This is a genomic window from Serratia sp. PL7, from assembly GCF_945957435.1.
In genome coordinates this window covers 13714-37269 of sequence record NZ_CAMFLB010000033.1, presented here as the reverse complement: position 1 = coordinate 37269, position 23556 = coordinate 13714, and the positions used below count along the sequence as shown (strand labels likewise).

22 protein-coding genes and 1 pseudogene are annotated in these 23556 nt (G+C 54.7%); 18 read left to right on the top strand and 5 right to left on the bottom strand.

All coding sequences use genetic code 11. The features are described 5' to 3' along the window. Positions 1-39: 39 nt before the first annotated feature. On the bottom strand, positions 40-867 hold the full coding sequence (locus N6G83_RS48850; protein ID WP_211134735.1) for a helix-turn-helix domain-containing protein: 828 nt from the start codon (positions 865-867) through the stop codon (positions 40-42). Between the two features lie 245 nt (positions 868-1112). Between N6G83_RS48850 and N6G83_RS48845 the strand changes: the two genes are divergently transcribed. The 3 genes from N6G83_RS48845 to sbmC all read left to right on the top strand — a co-directional run bounded on the left by N6G83_RS48845 (position 1113) and on the right by sbmC (position 3408). Then, on the top strand, positions 1113-1880 hold the full coding sequence (locus N6G83_RS48845) for a phytanoyl-CoA dioxygenase family protein (protein WP_211134761.1): 768 nt from the start codon (positions 1113-1115) through the stop codon (positions 1878-1880). Positions 1881-2059: 179 nt separating this feature from the next. Then, complete coding sequence (kynA, locus tag N6G83_RS48840) at positions 2060-2902, top strand: tryptophan 2,3-dioxygenase (RefSeq protein ID WP_211134734.1); 843 nt, start codon at positions 2060-2062, stop codon at positions 2900-2902. Between the two features lie 38 nt (positions 2903-2940). After that, a complete protein-coding gene (gene sbmC / locus N6G83_RS48835) occupies positions 2941-3408 on the top strand; it encodes a DNA gyrase inhibitor SbmC (protein ID WP_074031588.1) in 468 nt (155 codons plus the stop codon). 45 nt (positions 3409-3453) lie between these two features. Here sbmC and N6G83_RS48830 read toward each other — a convergent pair whose 3' ends face one another. From N6G83_RS48830 to ydgT, 3 genes are all read right to left on the bottom strand, one after another. After that, positions 3454-4485 carry an NADP-dependent oxidoreductase gene (locus N6G83_RS48830; RefSeq protein ID WP_211134733.1) on the bottom strand — a complete coding sequence of 344 codons (1032 nt, stop codon included), beginning with the start codon at positions 4483-4485 and terminating at the stop codon, positions 3454-3456. A gap of 435 nt (positions 4486-4920) precedes the next feature. Beyond that, positions 4921-5331, bottom strand: coding sequence for a universal stress protein UspC (gene uspC, locus N6G83_RS48825; RefSeq protein WP_024528919.1), 411 nt, complete (start codon positions 5329-5331; stop codon positions 4921-4923). A 154-nt stretch (positions 5332-5485) separates the two neighbouring features. Then, positions 5486-5701, bottom strand: a complete 216-nt coding sequence (ydgT, locus tag N6G83_RS48820) for a transcription modulator YdgT (protein WP_021180917.1) — start codon at positions 5699-5701, stop codon at positions 5486-5488. A gap of 1359 nt (positions 5702-7060) precedes the next feature. Here ydgT and flhD point away from each other — a divergent pair. The 15 genes from flhD to N6G83_RS48745 all read left to right on the top strand — a co-directional run bounded on the left by flhD (position 7061) and on the right by N6G83_RS48745 (position 23366). Then, positions 7061-7411: a flagellar transcriptional regulator FlhD gene (gene flhD / locus N6G83_RS48815; protein WP_024528918.1), complete on the top strand. Its 351-nt coding sequence runs from the start codon at positions 7061-7063 to the stop codon at positions 7409-7411. Beyond that, the gene (gene flhC, locus N6G83_RS48810) at positions 7411-7995 is read left to right on the top strand and encodes a flagellar transcriptional regulator FlhC (RefSeq protein WP_152529929.1); all 585 of its coding nucleotides are present in this window, start codon (positions 7411-7413) and stop codon (positions 7993-7995) included. Before flhD ends, flhC begins: the two co-directional genes overlap by 1 nt. Positions 7996-8139: 144 nt before the next feature. Continuing rightward, positions 8140-9030, top strand: a complete 891-nt coding sequence (gene motA, locus N6G83_RS48805; protein ID WP_024528916.1) for a flagellar motor stator protein MotA — start codon at positions 8140-8142, stop codon at positions 9028-9030. Further along, positions 9027-10103 (top strand): flagellar motor protein MotB, encoded by a 1077-nt coding sequence (gene motB / locus N6G83_RS48800; protein WP_024528915.1) that lies wholly within the window; start codon positions 9027-9029, stop codon positions 10101-10103. The genes motA and motB overlap by 4 nt, the downstream gene beginning before the upstream one ends. Positions 10104-10107: 4 nt before the next feature. Then, positions 10108-12075 carry a chemotaxis protein CheA gene (cheA, locus tag N6G83_RS48795; RefSeq protein ID WP_024528914.1) on the top strand — a complete coding sequence of 656 codons (1968 nt, stop codon included), beginning with the start codon at positions 10108-10110 and terminating at the stop codon, positions 12073-12075. Positions 12076-12106: 31 nt separating this feature from the next. Next, positions 12107-12607 (top strand): chemotaxis protein CheW, encoded by a 501-nt coding sequence (gene cheW / locus N6G83_RS48790; RefSeq protein ID WP_024528913.1) that lies wholly within the window; start codon positions 12107-12109, stop codon positions 12605-12607. A gap of 563 nt (positions 12608-13170) precedes the next feature. Beyond that, on the top strand, positions 13171-14838 hold the full coding sequence (gene tsr, locus N6G83_RS48785; protein WP_024528912.1) for a methyl-accepting chemotaxis protein: 1668 nt from the start codon (positions 13171-13173) through the stop codon (positions 14836-14838). An 87-nt stretch (positions 14839-14925) separates the two neighbouring features. Then, on the top strand, positions 14926-16557 hold the full coding sequence (locus N6G83_RS48780) for a methyl-accepting chemotaxis protein (RefSeq protein WP_074031590.1): 1632 nt from the start codon (positions 14926-14928) through the stop codon (positions 16555-16557). A 21-nt stretch (positions 16558-16578) separates the two neighbouring features. Then, the gene (gene cheR / locus N6G83_RS48775; protein WP_199063350.1) at positions 16579-17451 is read left to right on the top strand and encodes a protein-glutamate O-methyltransferase CheR; all 873 of its coding nucleotides are present in this window, start codon (positions 16579-16581) and stop codon (positions 17449-17451) included. Further along, the gene (locus tag N6G83_RS48770) at positions 17451-18500 is read left to right on the top strand and encodes a chemotaxis response regulator protein-glutamate methylesterase (protein ID WP_021180928.1); all 1050 of its coding nucleotides are present in this window, start codon (positions 17451-17453) and stop codon (positions 18498-18500) included. The genes cheR and N6G83_RS48770 overlap by 1 nt, the downstream gene beginning before the upstream one ends. Before the next feature lie 49 nt (positions 18501-18549). After that, positions 18550-18939: a chemotaxis response regulator CheY gene (gene cheY / locus N6G83_RS48765; RefSeq protein ID WP_021180929.1), complete on the top strand. Its 390-nt coding sequence runs from the start codon at positions 18550-18552 to the stop codon at positions 18937-18939. 14 nt (positions 18940-18953) lie between these two features. Beyond that, on the top strand, positions 18954-19598 hold the full coding sequence (gene cheZ, locus N6G83_RS48760; protein WP_024485789.1) for a protein phosphatase CheZ: 645 nt from the start codon (positions 18954-18956) through the stop codon (positions 19596-19598). Between the two features lie 153 nt (positions 19599-19751). Then, positions 19752-20894, top strand: coding sequence for a flagellar biosynthesis protein FlhB (gene flhB / locus N6G83_RS48755; RefSeq protein WP_065684263.1), 1143 nt, complete (start codon positions 19752-19754; stop codon positions 20892-20894). Next, positions 20887-22965: a flagellar biosynthesis protein FlhA gene (gene flhA, locus N6G83_RS48750; RefSeq protein WP_211136237.1), complete on the top strand. Its 2079-nt coding sequence runs from the start codon at positions 20887-20889 to the stop codon at positions 22963-22965. The genes flhB and flhA overlap by 8 nt, the downstream gene beginning before the upstream one ends. Next, a complete protein-coding gene (locus tag N6G83_RS48745) occupies positions 22965-23366 on the top strand; it encodes a flagellar protein FlhE (protein WP_211136238.1) in 402 nt (133 codons plus the stop codon). The genes flhA and N6G83_RS48745 overlap by 1 nt, the downstream gene beginning before the upstream one ends. A 10-nt stretch (positions 23367-23376) precedes the next feature. Here the strand turns inward: N6G83_RS48745 and N6G83_RS48740 are convergent. Then, positions 23377-23556, bottom strand: a pseudogene (locus N6G83_RS48740) (LysR family transcriptional regulator); the annotation flags it as partial.

Sequence of the window (23556 nt, the reverse complement as noted above, 5' to 3'; positions counted from 1 at the left end):
CTACTTTGTCATCAAGCTGAGGCGCACACGTGTGTGCGACTACAGGCTGCGGCAATGCCTGCGATATTCAGAGGGGGAACGATCGGTATGCTTTTTGAATATCCGGCAAAAATAGTTACTGTCGTCGAACCCACAGTTATGAGCGATCTCTTTGATCTTCAGATCATAGCCACGCAATAGATTTTTCGCCCGCTCGAGGCGCACCCCGGTGATGTACTCATTGAAACCGACTGGGCCTGACTTTTGAAACAGGTGGGACAGATAGTTAGGGGTAATATGAAATCGTTTGGCAACGCCTTCCCGCGTTAACGGCAACCCGGCGTGGTCATCAAGGTAATCCTGTATGGCCAGCAGCAGTTCCTGGCTTTTACTGACGGTTTGCCCCTGGCCTGCGAGCTGTTCCAGGCAGTGGCTGACCAACCCGGTAAAGATCAGCTGCGAGGTCAATGCATCCGGTTGCAGCAAAACCTCATTCATCGCCAGCAGCAGGTATGAGCCGACTCTGGGCCCACGCCGCGCCACGTGCTGTTTTTGCGTTTCACACAGCGTTTTCCCGTCCCATCTTTGCAGGCTGAAACCCAGCTTTTGCTTACTGAACAAGATGCTCAGCGTGGTGGCTGGCTGGGTCCATTGCGGAAAACTCCATTTGCCCGCAGGGACATAAAGCACCTGATAGCTGGAGAGCGTGTTATTTGCCAAAGGCAGGCACTGATCTTCAACTTCCCCTTCGAGCACTATCTCAAGCCGTGGAAAAGGCACGCAGAAGGCCAGTGGCGGGGCGGGAAACGTGGGTTCAGGGAACCTTACCTGGATCGCATCCTGGTGGGCAATCAGCTGTTTAAGCAGGGTAACAAGCGTTTCAGACATCGCGATCTCCAGTGCGCTTCGGCGGTTAACGATGCATTTGAGAATGATGGTAAACCCAAGCGGGCAGCGCAATTAAAGTGATATCTCCCTGCATTCATGGGTCTTTTACGCATTTATGACCCTGGTCACATTTTTGGCTGGCGTACATCTGTGTCCAGTATTTCGTAGTAAAAGCCCCCTGTTTTTGGCCCAGGCTTCCAGTAAATTTGCCGTTATGTTATCAAAAAGTAAATGGAGAAATCATGATGCAACGTCAATCTGAGATATACCTGGAGGCTTTAGGAGCCAGCATCGAGTTAACGGCACAGATGAAGCAGGAGCTTGATACGTTGGGATATACCGTGGTGCACAACGTGGCCGATCCTGACTGGCTGGTGGCAATGCGCAATCTTATTGACGAGCTGGTGGAGAAAGAAGGGGATAACCTGGCCATTGAGCACCATCAGGAAGCGACAGCAACTCGCATAGCCAACATGGTGAATAAAGGTGTGGTATGGGAAAAGGTGTGGTCGCACCCGCTGATCCTGTCTGCCTGCCGCTATATTTTCAACGGTGAGTTCAAAGTCTCTAGCCTCAATGCCCGCGAAGCCTTGCACGGTGGCGGCCATCAGCCTCTGCATGCCGACTGGAAAAAGCCGCGTCCCGACTTTCCAACAGTCCATTTGGTCAATGCGATATGGGCGATTGACGACCTAAGTGCGGAAAATGGCGCGCCGCGGATTATCGCCGGAACGCACCTGCGGCCGGAACTGCCGGAAGATGTGTTGGCCGATCCCGACTTGGCACATCCTGATGAAATTGTTTTTGCCGCCCCTGCCGGTAGCGTGATGATCTACAACGCGCACACCTGGCATGGAGGTACTCAGAACAGGATCGGTACTCGGCGGCGGGTGTTGCACGCACTCTATATTGACCGTGCAGATACCGCCCAGCAGGATCAGCGCCGCTGGCTGAAGGAAGAAACGGCCAGACGGTTGACTCCGGCACAAAAATGGCTGCTTGATGTGCTTTAAGTGTCCGGTGTAGGGGCGCTGCTGCGCCCGTTAAATCCGATGTCAGCACCGGATCTGCGAGGCAGCTCTCGTTAATTGTTACGTTAATGTTGCTGGGATAGACTATTGTTTTCTCTTCACTTGCGAACCAGCAACGCGCGTCACGTTTGCCAAAGGCGTGAGCGACACGGAGAGAGAACATGAATCAGCGGGAACTAGAAAGCGCCATTGTCACCGATTTTTCCAAGCGCATGAGCTATGGTGATTACCTGTGCCTGGATCGACTGCTGGATTGTCAGCAGCCACTTTCCAGCCCGCAGCATCATGATGAGATGCTGTTTGTGGTGCAACATCAGACCTCGGAACTGTGGATGAAACTGATGCTGCATGAGCTGCAGGCGGCCAGGACTCTGGTGCAGCAGGATAAGCTCAGCCACTGTTTCAAGATCCTGGCCAGGGTAAAGCAGATCCAGCGTCTGCTGTTTGAGCAATGGGCGGTGCTGGAAACGCTGACTCCGTCGGAATATGTGGAGTTCCGTGGCGTGCTGGGTAACTCTTCGGGTTTCCAATCTCATCAATATCGTTCGATCGAGTTTTTGTTGGGTAACAAAAATGCCGCCATGCTGGCCGTCTTCAGCGACGATGCGCCAAAACATGCCGCGCTGAAAGCGATCCTCGAAGCCCCGAGCCTGTATGACGAATTCCTCCGCTATCTTTCCCGCCATGGTCTTGCGGTGCCTCAGGCATGTATCGAACGAGACTGGACCCAGCCTTACCAGCGTAATCCAGAGCTGTTACCGGTGTTCAAACTGATTTACGATAATCCGCAAACCTACTGGGCGGCCTACGAAATGGCCGAGAAGCTGGTGGATATCGAGGAAAGCTTCCATCTATGGCGTTTTCGCCATATGAAAACGGTCGAGCGGATCATTGGTTTTAAATCGGGTACCGGCGGCTCCAGCGGCGTCAGCTTCTTGAAGAAGGCGTTAGAACTGACATTTTTCCCTGAATTGCTGGATGTACGAACCGAAATTGGCGCTTGACTCTACCGTTCCGGACATAAGCGAGAGGAGTGATGACAATGGCGGTAAGCATTGAGCAAAAACCGGCAGAAAAGGCCGTTGGCGTGCGGGTTGTAGGGCCTTATGCGCAATCAGTCCCACTGGGTTTTCAGCAACTGATGGCCTGGCAACAACGGCAAGGCATTCCCGTGGGGAAATGGCTGGTACTCTATTGGGACGATCCGAACCAGGTCGCAGCGGAAAACCTGCGTGCCGACGTGGTGTTTACCGTTGCCGATGATTTTGTGCTACCTGCCGGCAGTGAAAAAATGGTGATACAAACCCTGCCGGCAGGGGAGTACGCCGTTTACCGGGTGCGGATCACCGATGGGGATTTCGCTACCCCCTGGCGTAATTTTTACCAGCAGCTATTACCCGCCAGTGGCTATCGGCCGTCTGAGGGTGTTTGCTATGAACATTATCTCAATGATTGTGTGGCTGATGGCTACTTTGATCTGGAGATTTGCCAGTCGGTAACCAAGTTCTGAAGGCTGCGTAAAGGGTTCAGGGCGCACAGCGCCCTGATTAGAGGATCACTCCTCGGCGACGCGGATAATCAGCTTGCCGAAGTTTTTCCCTTTCAGCAGCCCGAAAAAGGCCTGAGGGGCATTTTCTAACCCGTCGACAACGTCCTCGCGGAATTTGATCTTGCCCTGGCTGACCCATTCCCCCATCTGTTGTAGAAACTCGCCGAAGTTTTCTGCGTAATCATCGAAGATGATAAAACCCTGCATCTTGATGCGTTTGCGCAGGATCAGGCTTTGTAACAACGGCAAGCGATCTGGGCCTGGCGGTAACTCGGTCGCGCTGTAGTGGGCGATCATGCCACAGACGGGGATACGTGCCTTGGTATTGAGTAAAGGAATAACCGCATCGAATACCGCGCCGCCGACGTTTTCATAGTAAATATCAATGCCCTGGGGGCAGGCTGCCGCCAACTGAGCTGCAAAGTCGGCCGAGTGGTGATCGATACAGGCATCAAATCCCAGTTCTTCCACCACATAGCGGCATTTCTCTGCGCCGCCTGCCACGCCCACTACGCGGCATCCTTTCAACTTGGCAATTTGACCTACCACGGAACCTACGGCTCCGCTGGCTGCCGCGACCACCAAGGTTTCGCCTGCCTGTGGCTGACCGATATCCAGCAACCCCATATAGGCGGTAAAACCTGGCATACCTAACACGCCAAGGAGCCTGGAAGGGTGATCCAGCTTGGTGCCCAGATTGCGCAGGCCGCTGCCGTCTGACAACGCATGGCTTTGCCACCCGTCGTAGCCTAGCACCCAATCTCCAACGTTAAAGTCTGGATGTTGTGAAGCCTGCACGCGGGATACGGTGCCGCCGACCATCACTTCACCTATCTGTACCGGGGGAGCATAAGAGGGTGCATCGCTCATACGGCCACGCATATAGGGGTCTAATGAAAGGTAAACCGTGCGCAGCAACAGTTGCCCGGCAGCGGGCTGTGGGATGGGGCTGGTTTCCAGACGGAAATTGTCTGCCTGCGGTTCCCCGTGCGGGCGTGAAGCTAAAACAAAACGACGATGATGCGTTTGCTGAGACATCGATGACTCCTTGGCGACGGTGTTGAACTAATGGGGTTCAGGTACAGGTTAGTCTAGTTAATCTGCCGTAGTGGAAAATAGCGTTGTGTGCGCATGTACGCGAAAACGTAATAAGTATGGTGGGAGCCCTTGTTGAAAAATATTGCGTAATATTTGCGGTGACTGAGTGTTCGTTGAGCTTTCTTATATCGTGAAGAAAAATAACGCCAAAAATATAATGATAAACCATAACTGGCAGTGATATTTAATGTTGGGTATATTGATGGTCTTGCGAAAATTCCGATGTCATATAGGGGCGTTGGCGATAGTATTCAGGCTAGGCTGTAGCATAAGCGATACTTCGTTGGCGATCAGGTATTTCTAACAAGCTTCTTAATTTGCATCAAGAAAAAAGAGTTACGCCTTGAATAGGAAACTGGAAGTCATGAGTGTGTGTTATAGCGGAACGATCAGCACGTCAATGCTGCTGCTATTGATAAAGCGTGCGGCAGAGCAGGCTACCTTATTCATCATGCTATCGCTATGGTTGCCGCAGATGACCAGATCAAAGGGTTGCTTCTGGTTGGCGTAGGTCAGGCAGTCACCCAACTCGCCGTGAATGATCCGCGTTGCGATATTGGGATAGTTTGCCCGTAGGCACAGCTCTTCCATAAACAGCAGCGTCTCTTCCTCCATCAACGCACGCAGGTCGCCCAGCATGGGGGCGGGGAAAATCTCTGTATTGGCAATGATACTGACTAGCGTGATTTTTCCATCACAGGGGCGCACGATGGAGACGGCTTTCTCTACCAGCCTCTGGCTGTCCGCTGCGACCGCCACCGTAACCAGCACGTTGCGATATCCCATGTTCTACTCCCGTTGCCTGAGCGTGTGTGCTAAAAGGGTAGATCAATGCCTGCGCAATAAATGTGGTTTGTATCACGCGCAACGCTAAATCTCAGGGCAAGGAAGAGATTCCGCCATAAAAGATAAAAAGATGCGCGCATAACGATCTGGGGGATTAAAGCACCTGCGCCCAGAGTGACTTTGGCACTTTACCCAAGTCGAACAGTTTGCCAGAGACCAGTTCCGCACGGCGATGATCCGCAGCACGGTACATGTTGCTCATTTCATTGTCATCCGTCAGTGAGTAATTCAGCTTGTCGTAGACTTTTTCCAGGCTGTCCAGGCTGGAACATTTGCGAAACGTCATCAGGTAATCGATGGTACTTGTCATAGTTGAAGCATAGCCTATTAATAGTATTAAAGCGGAAAGAGAATCTCACATGTTCGCAGAAATCGCGATAAGATGAAGAGATGTCGCCAGGCAAAATAAAAGAAAAGTGAGTAAATGGAACTCGCGTAGCCAAAATACCCTTGCCAGGGGGGAGGCACTACCGAATGATAATATGTGCCGAGCGTCTGGGCAATATATCTCGACAGATAAACTATCAATTAGGGGGAATCTTACCTTATTGGCTCTGGGGGAAAGTTTGCCAGCATAGCTCTGCGCTTCTTTGGCTATGGCAAAGCAAATGATAACGGGAGTGGTTTTGGCGGCAACGCCGTAAAGTGGATACTCGATGTATTTGCATGGTAAACATTCAAAAATTTTGCTGAAGAGATGTCCGGCTCAAGCATAATCTCTCCAACGCTGAAAAAATAGCCAAAAAATAAAGCATGGATGACCTAATGCACTTTTTGAACGACGTCACTGGGATTAGGAATTTTCCATATAATAGTTCGGATGCCCTAAATAATAATTAAAGTGCTAAGTAAAAATTAATTTGCTGCTTTCCTTACTGACCAAGGCGAGTTGACATTAATTTTTTGACTCGCCCCTAACGACGTTCTTCCCGCCCCCCTCACTACGAAACACATTGTTACTTCTATTAACTTGTTAAGCCCATAATACTGCGCCTTTTAACCACAGGATCTGCTCTGTCGAAAATTGAAACAGCCACCCAAGTTAAATCTGACTTTTCAGTCGAGGGGAGGATAGTGGGTAATTTTATTCATAAGGAACTGGTTTTAAATGATAAACAGAATTTTAATCTGCCATGGTGGCGGGGTGGCAGATTTTTTCTCTGCGATTTGGCTTTAGTTAAGCTTTTGTTCGAATTGATCTAAAAATGGGTGTTTTTAGGCTATAAAAGCTGGTTTTTAAGACCTTTTCTTACTTTAGTGTGTTTATTGCACAGCTCAGAGGTTAATAAATGGTCACATTTTGGCCTTTTTAAGCTGGATATTTTTTATTTTTGTGATGTGTGTCACATTGTTTTTAAAATTGCGTGTCACTTACGTTGTGTGGGCTAAGTGATCAGGGGTAGAGTTGCGCTGTTATTAAGATTAATCTTATTATTTTTGTAAAAATAGTCTTACGAAAAACACACTTTTGAAGCAGGATGCTGTATATCCATACATGTAATTACATGTATATCAAATACTGAGTAACAACCCGAAATGTGTATAGTCGCGCAGTTATCGCGGCTGGCGTACAGGGATTTGTTTGCCAACTTTGGGAATGAACCCAAGTCATGGGCGATAATTTATCACCCAGCGTATGTTTTTAAACATAGTCTGTCGGGATGGGAATATGGGTACGTCTGAACTACTTAAACATATTTATGACATTAACTTGTCATATTTGCTTCTGGCACAGCGTCTGATTAACGATGAAAAAGCGTCGGCAATGTTTCGTCTGGGTATTGATAACTCGATGGCGGATGCGCTGTCGCAGCTCACGTTGCCACAAATGGTAAAACTGGCAGAAACTAATCAACTGGTTTGCCACTTCCGTTTCGACGACCACAATACTATCGAGCGTCTGACGAAAGAATCCCGCGTGGACGATCTGCAACAGATCCACACCGGCATTTTGCTATCGAGCCATTTACTCAAAGAACTATCGGGTAAAGGCGGTAGTGTGACGAAGAAAAGAGCCTGATGATGAGTGAGAAAAGTATTGTTCAGGAAGCCAAGGACATTCAACTCGCCATGGAACTGATCACGCTGGGCGCGCGCTTGCAGATGTTGGAGAGCGAAACGCAGCTTAGCCGTGGGCGATTGATCAAACTGTACAAAGAATTACGCGGCAGTCCGCCGCCCAAAGGCATGCTGCCATTCTCGACCGACTGGTTCATGACCTGGGAGCAAAACATCCACTCGTCGATGTTTTTCAATGCTTATCAGTTCCTGCTCAAATGCGGTCAGTGCCACGGGGTTGAAGCCGTGGTCAAAGCCTATCGACTGTATTTGGAACAGTGTCCGCAGCAGCCAGGCGAACCCCCGTTGCTGGCGCTGACTCGGGCCTGGACGCTGGTGCGTTTTGTCGACAGCGGTATGTTACAGCTTTCCGCTTGCAGTTGCTGTGGTGGGACGTTTATCACCCACGCGCACCAGCCGCTTAACAGTTTTGTCTGCAGTTTATGCCAACCCCCATCCCGCGCAGTAAAAAGACGTAAACTTTCTCCGCAACTGGCCGATATTATTCCACAACTGCTGGACGAGCAGGTTAAACGCGTGGTCTGAGCCTGTTTGCAGGCTAAGCAACAACACAGACTGGTGAAACTCAAGGGCTCGGTACTCCGAGCCCTTTGGTGCGGCCCGTGCTGTAGCCGAATTTCATCCGCGTTGACTCACCTTCCATCCACATTGTGAATTTAAGGAATACGTGTGCTAGTTATTTTGGGTTATCTCGTGGTTCTGGGAACCGTGTTTGGCGGCTATATGATTGTCGGGGGGCACCTCGGTGCGCTCTATCAGCCTGCCGAATTTTTGATCATCGGGGGGGCCGGTGTGGGGGCCTTTATCGTCGGCAACAACGGTAAAGCGATCAAATCCACGCTGCGCGCTCTTCCCAAGCTGATGCGCCGCTCAAAATACAACAAAGAACTGTATATGGATCTGATGGCGCTGCTGTATCGGCTAATGGCCAAATCCCGCCAGCAGGGCATGTTGTCGCTTGAGTTTGATATCGATAATCCGCAGGAAAGCGAAATTTTCTCTAATTATCCGCGCATTCTTGCCGATAACCATTTGGTGGAATTTATTACCGACTACTTGCGGCTCATGGTGAGCGGCAATATGAACGCCTTTGAGATCGAAGCGTTGATGGATGAAGAGATCGAAACCTTCGAACAGGAGAGCGAGGTACCCGCTGGGAGCCTGGCGATGGTCGGCGATTCGTTGCCGGCTTTCGGCATCGTGGCCGCCGTGATGGGGGTAGTGCACGCGCTTGCTTCGGCTGACCGGCCTGCGGCGGAATTGGGGGCACTGATCGCTAATGCGATGGTGGGCACCTTCCTCGGCATTCTGTTGGCCTATGGGTTCATCTCGCCGCTGGCCACGTTGCTGCGCCAGAAGAGTGCCGAAACCACCAAGATGATGCAGTGCATCAAGGTCACCTTACTGTCGAGTTTGAATGGTTATGCTCCACAGATCGCGGTCGAGTTTGGCCGTAAAACGTTGTACACCACGGAGCGCCCTTCCTTCGTTGAGTTGGAAGAGCATGTGCGTAAGGTGAAAGCTCCGGCACAGCAGGCGACGGAAGAGCAGGACGCATGAAACAGAATCACCCGGTTATTCTGGTCAGAAAACGCAAAGCCCATCATGCCGGTCATCACGGCGGCTCCTGGAAGATTGCCTATGCCGATTTTATGACGGCGATGATGGCATTTTTTCTGGTGATGTGGTTGCTGGCGATTGCCAGCCCGCAGGAGTTGACGCAGATAGCCGAATATTTCCGTACCCCATTGAAGGTGGCGCTGACCAGCGGCGACAAGAGCAGCTCGGAAAGCAGCCCAATCCCAGGCGGTGGGGACGACCCAACCCAGCAGCAAGGGTTGGTCAAAAAGCAGATGGATTCACCGGAAAAGCGTGCGGAAGAGCTGCGCCTGAACAAGCTGCGCGAGAAACTCGATGAGCTGATTGAGTCGGACCCGCGCCTGAAAGCGCTGCGGCCACATTTGCTGATCAACATGATGGACGAAGGATTACGCATTCAAATTATCGATAGCCAGAACCGGCCTATGTTCAAGACCGGTAGCGCACAGGTGGAAAGCTATATGCGCGATATCCTGCGCGGGATAGCGCCGATCCTCAATGGATTGTCTAACAAAATCAGCCTGTCGGGCCATACCGACGATCTGCCTTATGCTACCGGTGAGCGTTATTACAGCAACTGGGAACTGTCCGCCGATCGTGCCAATGCCTCGCGGCGTGAACTGATCGCCGGTGGTTTGGCCGAAGGCAAAGTATTGCGGGTGGTTGGGATGGCCTCGACCATGAACCTGAAACAGCACGGCGGTGATGATGCCGTTAACCGGCGGATCACCATTCTGGTGCTGAACAAAGCAACCCAGCAGGGGATAGAACACGAGAATGCGGAGAGCAGCGCCACGGAAATCGACCAGCCGGAAGGCCTGAAGCAGCTGGCTCCGCAGGCGACGGCACCGGCTATAGCGACACCAGAGTTACCGCCGTCGTCACCTGCTCCAACCGCCGAACTGCCGGCAACGCAGGGGACGTCAGAGCAACCTCCGGCAGCGGTGAAAGCCGCAGACACCGGGCCGACAGCGGCTATTCCGGCGGCACCTTCCGCCACTTCACCGACTAACAGCGACTCACAGCAGAGGTGACCCCGTGAGCATGGATATTAGCGCTTTTTATCAGACCTTTTTTGATGAGGCAGACGAGCTGCTGGCCGATATGGAGCAACATCTGTTGGAGCTGGACCCGCTGGCCCCGGATATTGAAACACTGAACGCGATTTTCCGCGCTGCCCACTCGATCAAGGGGGGAGCGGCCACCTTCGGCTTTAGCGTACTGCAGGAAACTACCCACCTGCTGGAGAATTTGCTGGACGGTGCCCGGCGTCAGGAAATGAGCCTGAGCACTGAAATTATCAACCTGTTTCTGGAAACCAAAGACATTATGCAGGAGCAACTGGACGCCTATAAAACGTCGCAACAGCCTGATAGCGAGAGCTTTGAGTATATTTGTCAGGCATTGCGGCAGTTGGCTTTGGAAGCGCAACAGCAGGATGCTCCTGCGGCGGCGGTAACGGTAACCTCACCGGTGGTTCATGCCGCTGCTCCGGCCGCGATCGAAGGCGGGATGCGGATCAGCCTGAGCGGCCTGAAGCCAAATGAAATTCCTCTGATGCTGGAAGAGTTGGGCAATTTGGGCGAGGTGGAAAACCCGCAGCAGACCGAGAGCAGCCTGGAGGTGACTTTACTGACTTCTGCCAGTGAGGAGGATATCAGCGCGGTGCTGTGCTTTGTGTTGGAACCGGAGCAGATTGCCTTTTCCACACCGCCGAAGGCCGTGGCGAAAGTTAGCACGCCGGAACCCGTGGCCGTTGCTACACCCACCGCGCCTGCTCCGGCGGCAGAAGCGCCGAAGCCCAAAGCCAAGGCTAGCGAGTCCACTAGCATCCGCGTGGCGGTAGAAAAGGTCGATCAACTGATCAACCTGGTGGGTGAGTTGGTGATCACTCAGTCGATGTTGGCCCAGCGTTCAGGCTCCCTGGATCCGGTCAACCACGGCGATCTGCTTAACAGCATGAGCCAGTTGGAGCGTAACGCTCGCGACCTGCAAGAGTCGGTGATGTCGATCCGCATGATGCCGATGGAGTACGTTTTCAGCCGTTTCCCACGTCTGGTGCGCGATCTGGCCAGTAAGCTGGACAAGCAGGTGGAGTTGACGCTACGGGGCAGCTCTACCGAACTGGACAAGAGCCTGATTGAACGCATTATCGATCCGTTGACACACCTGGTGCGCAACAGCCTGGATCACGGTATTGAAGAACCTGCTGCGCGCCTGGCCGCCGGTAAGGCCGAAGTCGGTAATCTGATCCTGTCCGCCGAACATCAGGGCGGCAATATCTGCATTGAAGTCACCGATGACGGTGCTGGTCTCAACCGCCAGAAAATTCTCGCCAAGGCTGCCTCACAGGGGCTGGCGGTGAGTGACAACATGAGCGATGAAGAGGTCGGCATGTTGATCTTTGCCCCGGGTTTCTCCACCGCTGAGCAGGTGACCGACGTCTCCGGGCGCGGAGTGGGCATGGACGTGGTGAAGCGAAATATTCAGGAGATGGGGGGCCATGTCGAAATCCATTTCCAGGCCGGGAAAGGCACCTCAATCCGCATTTTACTGCCGCTGACGCTGGCCATTCTTGACGGCATGTCGGTCAAGGTGAATGAGGAAGTGTTCATTCTGCCATTGAATGCCGTGATGGAGTCATTGCAACCGCAGGCCGAGGATTTGCATCCGCTGGCCGGTGGGGAGCGTGTGCTTCAGGTTCGCGGCGAATATCTACCGTTGGTTGAGCTGTATAGGGTGTTTGAGGTTGACGGAGCCAAAACCGAAGCCACCCAGGGTATCGTGGTGATTTTGCAAAGTGCAGGCCGTCGCTATGCGCTGCTGGTCGATCAGTTGATCGGTCAGCACCAGGTGGTGGTGAAAAATCTGGAAAGCAATTATCGCAAGGTGCCGGGGATTTCCGCCGCAACCATTCTGGGGGATGGCAGCGTGGCGCTGATTGTAGATGTATCGGCGCTGCAAACGCTGAACCGGGAAAAGCGTCTGACGGACGCTGCCGCATAATTATTAACCGACTGATTTAAAGGTGATCGAAATGGCAGGACTGGCAGCCGTCAGCAAACTGGCGGGCGAAACGGTAGGTCAGGAGTTCCTGATTTTTACCTTGGGTAACGAAGAGTATGGCATTGATATCCTCAAGGTTCAGGAGATCCGCGGTTACGATCAGGTAACGCGTATCGCCAATACCCCGGCGTTTATCAAGGGCGTGACCAATCTGCGTGGGGTGATCGTGCCGATTATCGATCTGCGCGTGAAGTTTGCCCAGCAGGACGTCTCTTATGATGAAAACACCGTGGTGATCGTGCTGAACTTTGGCCAGCGGGTGGTGGGGATCGTGGTGGATGGCGTGTCTGATGTGCTGTCGTTAACGGCGGATCAGATCCGCCCGGCCCCCGAGTTTGCGGTCACGCTGGCAACGGAATATCTCACCGGTCTGGGATCGCTCGGTGAACGTATGCTGATCCTGGTGGATATCGAAAAGCTGCTGAGCAGCGAAGAGATGTCGCTGGTAGACAACGTAGCAAAAAGCGCCTGATTGCCTTAAATGCACCGCTGATTGACTAAGTTGCTGTGTGTGATGGTGTAACTGGTGAGGCGTATTGGCGTCAGTTCCCCTCACCCCAACCCTCTCCCACAGGGAGAGGGAGCTGGTACGGCGCTGTGTTCAGGTGCAGAAGCTAATCTGTAAAACGTGCGATATTGGCTGTAGTTAATCAGTCGCACGTTCTGTTCCTTCTTCCACAGGGAGAGGGAGCTGGTACGGCGCTGTGTTCAGGTGCAGAAGCTAATCTGTAAAACGTGCGATATTGGCTGTAGTTAATCAGTGGTACTTTCGTTTCCTTTGCCCTTTGGGAAAGCTGTGATCGGGATGACGTGAAGGACGCATACGGTACTAATCAGTCGCACGTTCTGTTCCCTCTCCCTGTGGGAGAGGGTTAGGGTGAGGGGGCCATCCCTTCGCCGAGCTAAAATCTTACCCCCCGCACAATACAAAAAAATAGTTACAGATTTTTCTTAAAGTTCTCTTCTGCCACGCCGATAACCCAGACAGTTAACGTACACAGCGCTTGTCTGTGCGGGCTTCCAAGAAGGGTAAAAATGTTTAATCGTATGAAGGTGGTCACCAGCTTATTGCTGGTGCTAGTGTTATTCGGTGCCTTGCAGCTGGTTTCCGGTGGGCTGTTTTTCACTTCGCTGAAAGATAACAAAGAAAATTTTACCGTACTGCAAACTATCCGACAGCAGCAGTCAGAGCTGAATGAAAGCTGGGTAAACCTGCTGCAAACCCGCAATACCCTCAATCGTGCCGGTATCCGCTACATGATGGACCTCAATAAAGCGGGCACCGGTGCCACCGTTGATGAACTGCTGGTCTCGGCGAAAAACACCTTGAGCATGGCGGAACAGCACTACGCTGCCTATGAGAAAATCCCTCTGGATGCTCGCCAGGATGCCGCAGCGGCAGACGAACTCAAGCAGCGTTATACCACTTTGCACACTGCACTGTCGGAACTGATCCCGCTGTTGGGTGACGGCAAGCTGGATGCCTTCTTTGAACAGCCCACTCAGCGTTATCAGACTGAATTTGAACAGCTCTATAACCGCTACCTGACTCAGAACGACAAGCTATACCAGATCGCGGTCGAAGATGGCGACAGCTCTTTCGAATTCGCCGTTTGGACTCTGGGCGTGGTGCTGGTACTGGTGGTTGCGGTGATCGCTATGGTCTGGTTCGGCATCCACCATATTCTGGTGCGCCCACTCAACCGTATGATTGAGCACATCAAACTGATCGCCGCAGGCGATCTGACTCACCAGATCGACGTCAATAGCCGCAACGAAATGGGCGTGTTGGCAGCCAGCCTCCGGCATATGCAAGGCGAACTGATCGACACCGTCAGCGGCGTGCGTCAGGGGGCCGATGCCATCTACAGCGGTGCTTCCGAGATTGCCGCAGGTAACAACGATCTCTCTTCCCGTACCGAACAGCAGGCCGCCTCGTTGGAAGAAACCGCCGCCAGCATGGAGCAGTTGACCGCGACGGTGAAACAGAACGCCGAAAATGCCCGTCAGGCCAGCCAACTGGCGTTGAGCGCCTCAGAAACCGCGCAGAAAGGCGGCAAAGTGGTCGCCAACGTAGTGCAAACCATGCACGACATCGCTGGCAGCTCGCAGAAAATTGCCGATATCACCAGCGTGATCGATGGCATCGCCTTCCAGACCAATATCCTGGCGCTGAATGCGGCAGTAGAAGCTGCCCGTGCCGGTGAACAGGGCCGTGGCTTTGCCGTGGTTGCCGGTGAGGTACGTAACCTGGCAAGCCGCAGCGCGCAGGCAGCCAAAGAGATCAAAGGCCTGATTGAAGACTCGGTTAGCCGTGTTGATATGGGCTCGGTGCTGGTGGAAAGCGCCGGTGAAACCATGGGCGATATCGTCAATGCCGTCACCCGCGTTACCGACATCATGGGTGAAATCGCTTCGGCCTCCGACGAACAAAGCCGTGGTATCGATCAGGTTGGCCAGGCGGTAGCAGAAATGGATCGTGTCACCCAACAAAACGCCTCTTTGGTTGAAGAATCGGCTTCTGCGGCGGCAGCTCTGGAAGAGCAGGCCAGCCGCCTGACCCAGTCCGTTGCGGTATTCCGACTGAAAGCGGAAGGCCAAAACGAGTTCAAGTCATCCGCCAACAGTAAAGTCGTTACCCCGGTAATCAATCATAAAAAAATGAGCGCCAGCGATCCGCAGGAGAACTGGGAAACGTTCTAACCGGCATTGGGCTGCGTTCTTCCGTGAAGGCGTGGCCCTTTTTTCCGTCCTAAGCCGTGTTAACCCGCGGCTACCTGGAGGTTTATCGTGTTTAACCGAGTCCGTATCTCTACCAGTCTGTTTTTATTACTGCTGACCTTTTGCCTGATGCAACTGGTTAGCACCGGCTTGTCGTATACCGCTTCCCGCTCCGATAACCAAAATCTTAATCTGATTAGTCTGGGTAGCCAGCAGCGTGATGCTCTCAGCCTGAGCTGGGTTTCCCTGCTACAGGCGCGCAACACCTTGAACCGGGCCGGCACCCGTGCAGCGTTGAAATTGCCGCAAGAGCAGGTCGATGCTCTGATGGGCAACGCCCGCAGTTCGTTGCAGAAAGCCGATCTCTATTTTAATCAGTTCCTGGCCGTTTCGCGTAACAGCGACCAGGAGCAGCAACTGACAGAAACCACCCAAGCCAGCTATGAGCGGCTACGCGGTGCGTTGCGTGAGTTAGTCGTCTTCCTGGAAGGTGGCAACCTGCAGGGCTTTATGGATCAACCCACGCAGAAAATGCAGGACCTGTTCGAAGCCGACTTCGTCCAGTACCTGCAACTGGTCAACGAAAATATCGCCCAGGCCAATGCGGCCAACCAGCGCTCCTTCACGCTGGCCGGTTGGCTGGTGTGCGGCGCAGTGCTGATGCTGATCCTGGTGACCGCCAGCGCCATGTGGTGGTTGCGCAATATGCTGGTTCAGCCGCTGAATATTATGCGCAGCCACTTTGACCGTATCGCCGACGGCGACCTGGCCGCGCCGATCCAGGTGTATGGCCGCAACGAGATCAGCCAGCTGTTTGCCAGCCTGCACCGCATGCAGAACTCGTTGATTGGCACAGTGGGTGCGGTGCGCGAAGGTGCCGAGTCGATCCTGATCGGGCTACAGGAGATTTCGGAAGGTAATAACGATCTCTCTTCCCGCACCGAACAGCAGGCCGCGTCGCTGGAAGAATCTGCCGCCAGTATGGAGCAGTTAACCGCCACGGTGAAACAGAATGCCGACAACGCCCGCCAGGCCTCAAAGCTGGCGCGCGATGCCTCAGCCACCGCGGCCAAAGGCGGGGAAATGGCCGACGATGTGGTAACCACCATGCACGATATTGCCAGCAGCTCGCAGAAAATTGGCGCCATTACCAGCGTGATCGACGGTATTGCCTTCCAGACCAATATCCTGGCATTGAACGCGGCGGTTGAAGCGGCGCGGGCGGGTGAACAAGGGCGGGGCTTTGCCGTGGTGGCGGCAGAGGTACGCAATCTGGCACAGCGTAGCGCCCAGGCAGCCAAAGAAATCAAAGTGCTGATCGATGAGTCGGTCGGCCGTGTTAAGCAAGGGTCGGTGTTGGTCGAAAACTCCGGTGCCACGATGAAGGATATCGTGCGTTCGGTGACCCGCGTTACCGACATCATGGGCGAGATCTCCTCGGCTTCCGATGAGCAAAGCCGCGGTATCGAGCAGGTCACTCAGGCCGTGACCCAGATGGATCAGGTGACGCAACAGAACGCCGCGCTGGTGGAACAAGCGGCCTCTGCGGCGGCGGCATTGGAAGAGCAGGCTATTACGCTGGCCGATGCGGTAGCGGTATTCCGCCTGGCGGACGACAACATCACCTTATCAGAAAGTCTTAACAACGGAGTTTTATCAGTGGCAAAGGAAGCAACTAGTGTCGAATTGTATGGCAAGTAACAACCCATTGGGTGAAGGGCTATGAGTAGTTCCTCTTCACCCACCAATAAAGAGCCTGCGTCTTTACTGACTCAGATGGTGCAACGGCTGCCCCTGTCGGATGTGCATTTCCGACGGATCAGCCAGTTGATCTATCAGCGTGCCGGTATTGTGTTGGCCGAGCACAAACGCGAGATGGTTTACAACCGTCTGGTTCGCCGTCTGCGGCTGCTGGGAATACCCGATTTTGGTAGTTATCTGGTGCTGCTGGAAAGTGACACCAACAGCGCCGAGTGGCAGGCATTCGTCAACGCCCTGACCACCAACCTGACGGCGTTCTTCCGTGAGGCGCACCATTTCCCGATCCTGGCGGAACATGCGCGTTCGCGACCCAACGGTTACTCCGTGTGGAGTACCGCCGCCTCGACCGGTGAAGAGCCTTACTCGATCGCCATTACCTTGAATGAGGCGCTGGGGCAGCGGGCGACGGGGACGCAGGTGTGGGCCAGCGATATTGATACTCAGGTATTGGAAAAGGCCGAAGCGGGGGTGTATCGCCAGGAAGATCTGCGCACCCTGACACCGGCGCAGATGCAGCGTTATTTCCTGCGAGGGACCGGGCCTCACCATGGTCTGGTACGGGTTCGGCCAGAACTGGCGGCACAGGTGCATTTCCAGCCGCTCAATCTGCTGGCCCCTGAATGGGCGTTGCCGGGGCAATTTGATGCGATATTTTGCCGTAACGTCATGATCTATTTTGACAAGGAAACACAAGAGCGCATTTTGCGGCGCTTTGTGCCGCTGCTTAAACCGGGGGGCCTGATGTTTGCTGGCCATTCCGAAAACTTTAGCCAGCTCAGCCGGGATTTCTACTTGCGTGGGCAGACCGTGTATGGCCTGACCAAGGAGAGGTAATGAATAAAATCAGCGTATTAAGCGTAGACGACTCTGCCCTGATGCGGCAGCTGATGACCGAGATTGTCAATAGCCATCCCGATATGGAGATGGTGGCGACCGCCCCCGATCCGCTGGTGGCGCGTGATTTGATCAAAAAATTCAACCCGCAGGTGCTGACGCTGGACGTCGAAATGCCGCGTATGGACGGGCTGGATTTTCTGGAAAAACTGATGCGCCTGCGGCCGATGCCGGTGGTGATGGTGTCGTCGCTGACCGGAAAGGGATCGGAGATCACCCTGCGGGCGTTGGAATTGGGCGCAGTGGATTTTGTCACCAAGCCGCAGTTGGGGATCCGCGAAGGCATGCTGGCCTATAGCGAGCTGATTGCCGAAAAGATCCGCACGGCAGCCAAGGCGCGCCTGCCGCAGCGTTCAACGGCACCGGCTCCGGAGATCCTCAGCCATACGCCGTTGTTGAGCAGTGAGAAGCTGATCGCTATCGGGGCGTCTACCGGCGGTACCGAGGCAATCCGCCACGTCTTGCAGCCGTTACCGGCTACCAGCCCGGCGTTATTGATCACCCAGCATATGCCGCCAGGGTTTACCCGTTCGTTTGCCGAGCGGCTCAACAAGCTATGCCAGATCACGGTAAAAGAAGCCGAAGACGGCGAGCGCGTGTTGCCTGGTCATGCCTATATTGCGCCGGGAGATCGTCATCTGGAGCTGACGCGCAGCGGTGCCAACTATCAGGTTCGGCTGCATGATGGCCCGCCGGTGAACCGGCATCGTCCTTCGGTTGATGTGCTGTTCCGTTCGGTGGCCCAGTTTGCGGGGCGCAATGCGGTGGGGGTGATCCTCACCGGCATGGGGAATGACGGTGCGGCAGGCATGTTGGAAATGCACCGTGCCGGGGCGTACACCCTGGCGCAGAACGAAGCCAGCTGTGTGGTGTTTGGCATGCCGCGTGAGGCCATTGCCACCGGCGGAGTCAATGAAGTGGTGGAATTGGAGCGCATGAGCCAACGCATGTTGGCGCAGATCGCGGGTGGTCAGGCGCTGCGTATTTGATGTTATGCCCCTAACCACGGGGCAAGAATGATTAACCTTAGGAGCAATAATGGCAGACAAAAACCTTAAATTTCTGGTGGTGGATGATTTTTCTACCATGCGCCGCATCGTCAGAAATTTGCTGAAAGAACTGGGTTTTAACAACGTCGAAGAGGCGGAAGACGGGGCGGATGCGTTGAACAAACTGCGCGCCGGCAGCTTCGATTTCGTGGTATCGGACTGGAATATGCCGAACATGGATGGCCTCGAGCTGTTGCAAACCATCCGCGCCGACGGTGCGCTGGCATCTATGCCGGTGCTGATGGTGACGGCAGAGGCCAAGAAAGAGAACATCATTGCTGCCGCTCAGGCGGGTGCCAGTGGTTACGTGGTGAAACCCTTCACGGCGGCGACGCTGGAAGAGAAGCTCAACAAGATCTTTGAAAAACTGGGCATGTAAAAAAGGAGAGGGCGATGAGAGATATTCCAATGCCTGCCAGCGATGCAGCGACAGCGGGTGAGATCATCTCCCGCATCGGTCAACTGACCCGCATGCTGCGTGACAGCATGCGTGAGCTGGGGCTAGATCAGGCTATCGCTCAGGCTGCCGAAGCGATCCCGGACGCGCGCGACCGTCTTGATTATGTTGTCACCATGACGGCGCAGGCGGCGGAGCGGGCGCTCAACTGCGTGGAGGCGGCACAACCCCGTCAGGCGGAGTTGGAGTCGCAGGCCAATACGCTAAAAGGGCGCTGGGACGAGTGGTTTGCCAACCCTATCGAGCTGGCAGATGCCCGTTCACTGGTGACGGATACCCGTCAGTATCTGGATCGGGTGCCGGAGCACACCGCATTCACCAACGCCCAGTTGCTGGAGATCATGATGGCGCAGGATTTCCAGGATCTCACCGGCCAGGTGATCAAGCGCATGATGGACGTGGTGCAGGAGATTGAAAAGCAGCTGCTGATGGTACTGATGGAAAACATCCCGGATCAGCCTGCCAAAGAGAAAAGGCCGAACGACAGTCTGCTCAATGGCCCGCAGCTGGATCAGAACGGGGCTGGCGTAATTGCCAATCAGGCCCAGGTGGACGATCTGCTCGACAGCCTGGGTTTTTGATCATTTATTAGGGCGCACCCTGCGCCCTAAATCTTTTCGCTAGCCCATCCCCGAAATAACCGGCCTTTTGCGCCGTTGTTCCCGCAATGAAATCTGCATTTTTTTGGCATGCTGGCGGCAATTCTATTCTTCGCACGCATGGGAACCCTCGCCTTGGCCGAAGACAGTGATATGGAAAAAACTGAGGCCCCCACACCCCACCGGCTGGAAAAGGCGCGTGAAGAGGGCCAGATTGCGCGTTCGCGTGAACTGACTTCGATCCTGATGCTGATCGCGGGGTTGTCGATCTTGTGGGTAGCGGGCGGCCATATCGCGCAACAGTTGGCGAGGATGTTATCGGAAGGGCTGCATTTTGATCACAACATGGTCAGCAACGATAAGCAGATGCTGCGCCAGTTTGCCATGCTGCTGCGTCAGGCGGTGTGGGCGCTGATGCCGATCCTCGCTGGATTGGTGCTGGTGGCGCTGTCGGCCCCGATGCTGCTGGGTGGCGTGGGCTTCAGCCTTAAGTTTGATGCCAAGCGCATGAACCCGATCTCCGGATTAAAACGGATGTTCTCCACCCAGGTGTTGGCAGAGTTGTTGAAGGCCATTCTCAAAGCGACGCTGGTGGGTTGGGTAGCCGGGCTTTACCTGTGGCACAACTGGGCGGCGATGCTGCATCTGGTCACTCAGCAACCGCAGGACGCACTGCGCAATGCGCTACAGATTGTGATCTTCTGCGGCATGCTGATCGTCCTTGGGCTGGTGCCGATGGTGGCCTTCGACGTGTTTTATCAGCTATGGAGCCACTTCAAGAAATTGAAGATGACCAAGCAGGAAATCCGCGACGAACATAAGCAGCAGGAGGGCGATCCTCATGTCAAAGGGCGTATTCGCCAGCAACAGCGGGCCATCTCTCGCCGCCGCATGATGTCCGACGTGCCGAAGGCCGACGTGATTGTCACCAACCCGACACATTACGCCGTGGCATTGCAATACAACGACAAGAACATGAGCGCGCCAAAAGTCCTTGCCAAAGGGGCTGGGGAGATCGCCTTGCGTATCCGCGAATTGGCGAATGAACACCGTATCCCGACTCTGGAAGCTCCGCCGCTGGCGCGGGCGCTATACCGTCACAGTGAGATTGGGCAACACATTCCCACGACCTTGTATGCCGCCGTGGCCGAGGTCCTGGCCTGGGTCTACCAGCTGCGCCGTTGGCAGCGTGAAGGTGGCCTGATCCCGAAAAAACCTCAACGTTTACCGGTGCCTGAAGCACTGGATTTTGCTGGAGAGAATAACTCAGATGGCTAATTTGGCCTCCCTGCTTCGTTTGCCGGGTAATTTTAAAGATACGCAGTGGCAGGTGCTGGCTGGCCCGATACTGATCCTGATGATCCTGTCGATGATGGTGCTGCCGTTACCGGCATTTATCCTCGATTTGCTGTTTACCTTCAATATTGCCTTGTCGATTATGGTGCTGTTGGTGGCGATGTTTACCCAGCGGACGCTGGAGTTCGCCGCCTTCCCGACCATTCTGCTGTTCTCAACTCTGTTACGCCTATCGCTGAACGTCGCTTCCACGAGGATCATCCTGATGGAAGGGCATACCGGCGCGGCGGCCGCGGGGCGGGTGGTTGAAGCGTTCGGTCACTTCCTGGTGGGCGGCAACTTTGCCATTGGTATCGTGGTGTTCATCATTCTGGTGCTGATCAACTTTATGGTGATCACCAAAGGGGCCGGGCGTATTGCCGAAGTGGGCGCTCGTTTTGTCCTTGACGGGATGCCGGGCAAACAGATGGCGATCGATGCCGATCTGAACGCCGGGTTGATCGGCGAAGACGAGGCTAAAAAGCGCCGCTCCGAAGTGACGCAGGAAGCGGATTTCTACGGTTCGATGGACGGTGCCAGCAAGTTTGTGCGCGGTGACGCGGTAGCAGGCTTGATGATCATGGTGATTAACGTGGTGGGTGGCCTGTTGGTCGGCGTGATCCAGCACGGTATGGAGTTGGGTACCGCGGCTGAAACCTATACCTTACTGACCATCGGTGATGGCCTGGTCGCCCAGATCCCTGCGTTGGTGATTTCGACGGCGGCCGGTGTGATCGTCACCCGCGTAGCGACCGATGAAGACGTTGGCGAGCAGATGGTCAACCAGCTGTTCAACAATCCGCGTGTGATGGTGTTGAGTGCTGGGGTATTGGGGCTGTTGGGGATGGTTCCTGGTATGCCAAACCTGGTGTTCCTGCTGTTCACGGCGGCACTGCTGGCGCTGGCCTGGCGGTTACGCGGGCGTGAACAGCAGGCGCCGAAAGTCAAAGAGCCGCCGCTGCCGCAGGAAAATCCGCAGGCGGTGGAGGCCAGTTGGTCAGATGTACAGCTGGAGGATCCGTTGGGCATGGAAGTCGGTTACCGCCTGATCCCCATGGTGGACTTTCAGCAAAACGGCGAGCTGCTGGGGCGTATTCGTGGCATCCGTAAAAAATTTGCTCAGGATACCGGCTATCTGCCGCCGGTGGTGCATATTCGCGACAACCTCGAACTGTCGGCGGCCAGTTACCGCATTCTGATGAAAGGGGTGGAGATCGGCAGCGGTGAAGCACATCCGGGGCGCTGGCTGGCGATAAATCCGGGCAATGCGGTGGGTGAGCTGGCCGGTGACCAAACCGTCGATCCGGCCTTCGGGCTGGAGGCGGTGTGGATCGATAGCGCACTGCGTGAACAGGCGCAGATCCAGGGGTTCACGGTGGTGGAAGCCAGCACCGTAGTCGCCACTCACCTTAACCATTTGCTTGGTCAGTTTGCCAGCGAGCTGTTTGGCCGCCAGGAAACCCAGCAGTTGTTGGATCGTGTCTCGCAGGAGATGCCGAAGCTGACGGAGGATTTTGTACCAGGAGTCGTTTCGCTGACCACGTTGCACAAGGTGCTACAGAATCTGCTGGCCGAAAGAGTGTCGATTCGCGATATGCGTACCATTATAGAAACGCTGGCGGAACATGCGCCAACGCAAAGCGATCCTTTCGAACTGACCTCCGTGGTGCGCGTGGCTCTTGGGCGGGCCATCACCCAGCAGTGGTTCCCTGGTAACGGTGAGATCCAGGTCATTGGTCTGGATACGCCGCTTGAGCGCCTGCTGTTGCAGGCTCTGCAGGGGGGCGGAGGTCTTGAACCGGGTCTGGCGGACCGCTTGTTGGATCAGGCCAAACAGGCGCTGCAGCGTCAGGAAATGCTCAGTGCACCGCCGGTGCTGCTGGTAAACCATGCGTTACGTGCCCTGCTGGCCCGCTTCCTGCGCCGCACCTTGCCGCAGTTGGTGGTGCTGTCGAACCTGGAAATCAACGACGAACGTCAGATCCGCATGACCTCAACCATAGGAGCCGCCTGATGAAAACTTTCCTTCCTTTGTTAGTGTTGTTCGCTCCATTGGCTGCGCAGGCGGTGTCGGGCTCTTGGGCCGCCGATGCCAGCGGCGTCACGCTGGAAACGGGGAGCGTGCGTGATGTTTCCCCCAGCCTGCGGCCAGCTAATCCACCGGCGGCGGATGCTCGGGTGACCAGCGTAAGCTGGCGTTATCAGTTGCTGGCAGGTGCGCCAGCCGGATTACAGGTACAGCTTTGTACCTCGTCACGTTGCTTGCCTCTAGGTGCGGGCAGCGGCCGTAGTGAGGCCTTCAACGGTCTTCCCGCAGACAGCGAGTTCCGCTTCATTTATTACGTGCAGTCTCGCGGCGCGTTAAATCCTCCGCTGCGGGCGATCTCTAATCAGGTGATTGTGAATTATGAGTGAGGACGAGCGGTCACCCTGGTGCGATTTGCCTTAACAGCCAGTCACGCAACTTCATGATATCGGCGCGCTGCGCGTTTTCTTCCGTGGTGACCAGGTAATCGCGGGCACCGGGTAATGACATCTCGAACGGCGCGGTTAATACGCCGCGTTGTAACAAATCTCGCGCCAGCAACTGGCTGGCAACCACGAT